The sequence below is a fragment of the Streptomyces sp. SID3343 genome, assembly GCF_009865215.1.
Taxonomy (GTDB): Bacteria; Actinomycetota; Actinomycetes; order Streptomycetales; family Streptomycetaceae; genus Embleya.
The window spans coordinates 1-4,456 of record NZ_WWJX01000871.1; the positions used below are offsets into that span (position 1 = coordinate 1).

At 72.1% G+C, this 4,456-nt stretch carries 4 protein-coding genes; 1 reads left to right on the forward strand and 3 read right to left on the reverse strand.

The annotated features are described in order from the left end of the window. The 3 genes from GT354_RS27160 to GT354_RS27170 form a co-directional block, all read right to left on the reverse strand. The coding region (locus tag GT354_RS27160; protein ID WP_161359012.1) for a winged helix-turn-helix transcriptional regulator at nucleotides 1–1,011 on the reverse strand (1,011 nt) is incomplete at its 3' end. Nucleotides 1,012–1,144: 133 nt separating this feature from the next. Next, a complete protein-coding gene (locus GT354_RS27165) occupies nucleotides 1,145–2,002 on the reverse strand; it encodes an amidohydrolase family protein (protein WP_161359013.1) in 858 nt (285 codons plus the stop codon). A gap of 155 nt (nucleotides 2,003–2,157) precedes the next feature. After that, entirely contained in the window at nucleotides 2,158–3,606 is a 1,449-nt protein-coding gene (locus tag GT354_RS27170) for a DHA2 family efflux MFS transporter permease subunit (RefSeq protein ID WP_161359014.1), read from the reverse strand. A gap of 107 nt (nucleotides 3,607–3,713) precedes the next feature. Here GT354_RS27170 and GT354_RS27175 point away from each other — a divergent pair, with 107 nt between their 5' ends. Next, nucleotides 3,714–4,433, forward strand: coding sequence for a TetR/AcrR family transcriptional regulator (locus GT354_RS27175; protein WP_161359015.1), 720 nt, complete (start codon nucleotides 3,714–3,716; stop codon nucleotides 4,431–4,433). Nucleotides 4,434–4,456: the final 23 nt, after the last annotated feature.

Below are 4,456 nucleotides of genomic sequence, written 5' to 3' on the forward strand. Positions count from 1 at the left end.
ACCGCCGTCCCGCCGTGCGCGGGTCGCCTGCGCGCCGGCGCCCACCGCGTCCGCGAGCCGGGGGCCGCCGCCGGCGTCCTCCTTGCCGACCCAGAGGTACCCGAACGAGCGCAGGCGCCGTACGCCGGCCACCGCGCGCATGCGTTCCAGCAGTTCGCCCGTGTGCCGTTCGCCGAACGACCAGTACTCCACGAACACGTCGTACGCGCCGAGCGTGGTCGCGACCGACACGGTCTCCGGCATCGTGGCCAACACGTCGGCTACCTTGCCCGCCGGGCGGGTGACGGTCAGGGCCACCGCCCCGAACGTGTCGACGCCGGCCGCGCCGGGGTCGAGGTGTGCGGCGATCGTCACGAGCCCCGAATCGAGGAGTCGCTGGACCCGGGCACGCGCCGCCGGTTGGGACAGGCCGACCTCACGAGCGAGCGACGAATACGTGACCCGGCCGTCGGCGACCAGTTCGGCCACCACCCGGCGGTCGGTCTCGTCCGGCTCGCCGACCTCGCCGTTGCCCGCGGTGGGTCGTACCCACGGGCGTGGCTCACGGTCGCCCAGGCCGGACCAGTCCTGCTTGACGTACTCGTGCACCACCGACGACCGCACGTCGCCGACCCCGGGCAGCGCGCGCAGCGTCGCGGTCACCGTCATCAGATCCGCCGTCGAGGACGCCCGCACCTCCAGGGCGAGATCCAGACCGCCGACCAGGCCGGCCACGAAAGCCACCTCGGGCAACGCGCCGATCCGCGCGGCGACCGGCGCGCTGGGGCCTTCGACCGCGACGAACAGATAGCCGAACGCGCCCGTGCCGACCCGACGCGGATCCACCCGCCCGCCGACCACCAGGACCCCGTCGGCGATCAGCTTGCGCACCCGCAGCCGGGCCGCCGCGAGCGAGATGCCGGTCGCCTCCGCCAGGTCGGTGTACGACTCCCGGGGACTGCGTGTCAGCCGGCGGATCAACGCCGCGTCCACGTCGTCCACGGGCGAACCCCAGGATCGATCAGCGGTCATGGTCACCACGCTATCCGCCGCGAGGTGGGCACCTGATCGAAGCCACGAACCGGACGCCCGAAAGAAAATATTCGCCGAATCGGCCCAACACGGCCGAAATCAAAGGCCACAAGGCGGAGCCGCCGAGGGGGCCTCATGCGGACGGCCACCACAGTGCGAGCGCGGTACCGCCGAGGAAGCTCTCCCGGTCGGCGGGGGCGAGTCGGCGGGCCGAGTGTCGGCCGAGGGCGACCATCTCGGGATACGTGTGCCCGGTGGTTTGCGGGTGATCCGACCCCCAGGCCGCGCGGTGCGCCCCGAAGGTCGCGGCCAAGCGGTCGACGAGGTCGGCCGGATCGCCTGCGGCGGCGGCGAGTTCGAGGACGTGCGAGGACACCTTGACCCGGACGGCCGGCAGCGCGGCGAGGTCGAGAAGCGGGCCGGCCGCGGCGAACGGCGCGCCGTCCGACAGGTCGACGAAGCCGCAGTGGTCGAGCGCGACCGGGACGTCCGGATGCCTCGCCACCACCGCCCCGAGGCGGCCGAGCGCGGCGGGGAACAGGACCGGGACGACGTTGAGGCCGAGGTCGCCCGCGAGCGCCCACACGTCGTCGGCGCGGCCGTCGTCCAGCCAGCGCGGGTCGTGCCCGTGCACGCCGAACACCCTTACCCCACGCAGAAGTTCACCCGCCTCGTGAGCCAGGACCGACAGCGCGCGGGCCGGATCGGCGGCGTCCATGTCCACCGACCCGACCAACGCGAGTCGATCCGGGTGGGCCCGTACGCTGTCGATCGCGTACGCGCAGTCGTACCCGTACGCCCCGACCGCCTGGACGACGACGGCCCGCTCCACGCCCCCGCTGTCGAGCGCGGCCAAGAGGTCGAGTGTGCCGACGTCGTCCGCGCGAAACCACGGGCTGCCGACCCCCGAGGGCGCGAGGGGATAGCGCGCCCGATCCGCCGAGGCCACGTGGACGTGGGCGTCGACACGTATTCGGATACTCGAATCCATCATCCGCATAGTCGGATGCTAGCCGGCGGGCGAGGGAGACACCCCGGGAGGGGACGCTTCGACCACCCCGGCCACCCGACACGACCTCGGAATCGAGGGGTCGAGAAGCCGGTATCGCCCCCTCGACGCCGGGATCGTTTCGGCCGAGTCGGGGCTCACACCTCCTGGTGGGCGGGTTGCGGCTCGGTGGGAACGAGGTCGGGGGCGGCGGCCGAAGTCGGTTTGCGCAGGATCAGGCCGACGGCGCCGACCACGGCGGCGATTGCGATCAGGTAGGCGAAGGTGCCCTGGAACGACGCGATCACCGCGTGACTCTCGCTGCGCCTTTGCAGGACCAGGGCGGCCACGGCGATGCCGAAGGTGCCGCCGATCTGGTTGCTGAGGTAGACGGCGGCCGTCGCGCTGGGGATCGACTCCGGGGGAACCGAGCCGAAGACCGACGACATCGCGGGAGCTCCGACGAAGCCCAGGCCGGCGCCGGTGACCACCGAATAGGCCAGCAGAAGCCCGGTGTTGGTGCCGCCGTCGGCGGTCGAGAAGCCCAGGATGCCCAATGCGGCGAGCACGCCGCCGAACGGGATCAGTGCCCGGGCGCCCACCTTGTCGAACAGTTGGCCGGCGATCGGCATGCCGATCCACACGCCGACCCCCTGTGGCACCAGCAGCAGCCCGGCGGCCATCACCCCGCGGTCGCGGGCGAGTTGGTAGTAGAGCGGAATCAGGAACAGGAGCGAGAAGAGCAGGATCCCGGTCAGGAACACCGCGCCGATGCCGCCCGCGAAGCCGCGGATGGCGAACAGGCGGACGTCGATCAGCGGGTACCGGGCGCGCAGCGCGTGCGCCACGTAGCCCGCGATCAGCAGCACACCCGCGACCAGCGCCACGATCACCTGCGGGGCGCCGAAGCCGCTGTCGCCCGCGGCCTGGGACAGGCCGTACACGACCGCCGCGAACCCCGGGCACAGCAGCGCGATTCCGCGCGCGTCCAGCGGTGACGGATCGCCTTCGCGCGGCGGATCCGCCGGGATCTCCTTGTACGCCAACGCCAGCGCGATCAGGCCGATCGGCAGGTTGATGAGGAACATCCAACGCCAGCTCGCGTGTTCGAGCAGCACGCCGCCGAGCACCGGGCCCAGGATCGGGCCCAGGGTGACCACGGCGCCGACGATGCCGATCATCTTGCCCGCCCGCTTGGGGCCGGCCGCGCGAGCCAACATGGTCAGCAAGGTGGGCTCCAGCGCGCCGACGCCGATGCCCTGGAGGACGCGGAAGGCGATCAGGCTCTCCGCGTTCCACGCGAGGGCCGAGAGCGCGGAGCCGGCGAGGAAGACGGTCAGGCCCACCAGCCACACGGTCTTGCCGCCGAAGCGCTCGGCGGCCCAGCCGGCCAGGGGGACGGTCGCGGCGAGCGCCAACAGGTAGCCGGTGGCGACCCATTCGATGGTCTTGAGCGGCGCGTCGAAGTGCGCGCCGAGGGTGTCGATGCCGACGTTGACGATCGTCGTGTCCAGGATGCCCATGACGCCGCCGAGCAGCATCACGAGCATCAGGCGGAGCAGGGGTCCGTCGATCCGGGTTTCGGGATCGGGGGGTGCGGCGGCCATGGAGGACTCCAGGTTGCCGGGTGGGGTTCCCGGCGAGACGTTACCGGCTAGGTCAGATAACTAAACTCACGAGTAAAAATTAACAGCACGTCTGGTAATGTCGCAACATGGTCGAGGGAACGAAACGGTCAACGGCACACGGCGCGACGAGCGCCGCCGCGGCGCAGGGCGCAACGCGCGGTCGGATCGACAAACGCCGCGCGATCCTGGCCGCCGCCGAGGCCGTCTTCACCCGCGAGGGCTACACGCTCGCGGGCATCGACGCGATCGCGGCCGAGGCCGGAGTGTCGAAGCCGACCATCTACAACCACCTCGGTGGCAAGGAAAACCTCTTCCGCACCGTCATGATCGAGGCCGCGATCGAGTCGCGCGGCCGGATCCTGGCCGCCCTGGAGGCGTTCCCGACCGACGCCGAGGACCTGCATCCGCGGTTGACCGCGATTGCGCACCGCGTGGTGGAATGCCAGGCCGGCGAGAAGGGCTGGGCCCTCCAGCGCCTGGTGTACGCCGAGGCCGCGCGCTTTCCCGACCTGTACGACACGATCCGCGAGGGCGCGACCGTACAGATCGTCGACGCACTCGCGGGCCGGCTCGCCCGGCTCGCGCACGGCGGATACCTCGACATCGACGACCCGGTCACCGCCGCGAGCCAGTTCCTCGGGCTGATCTCCGGCGACCTGCCCACCCTCACCGCGCTGGGCACCCGCCCGGTCGACGACGCCGCCCTGGACCGCGCGGTGACCGCCGGGGTGACCACGTTCCTGCGGGCCTTCTCGCCGCGCGGGAGCACCGACCCGGTGCTCACCCCCGCGCCCCGCCGCCGCTGAGCACGCCGACCCCGCCGCGCGCC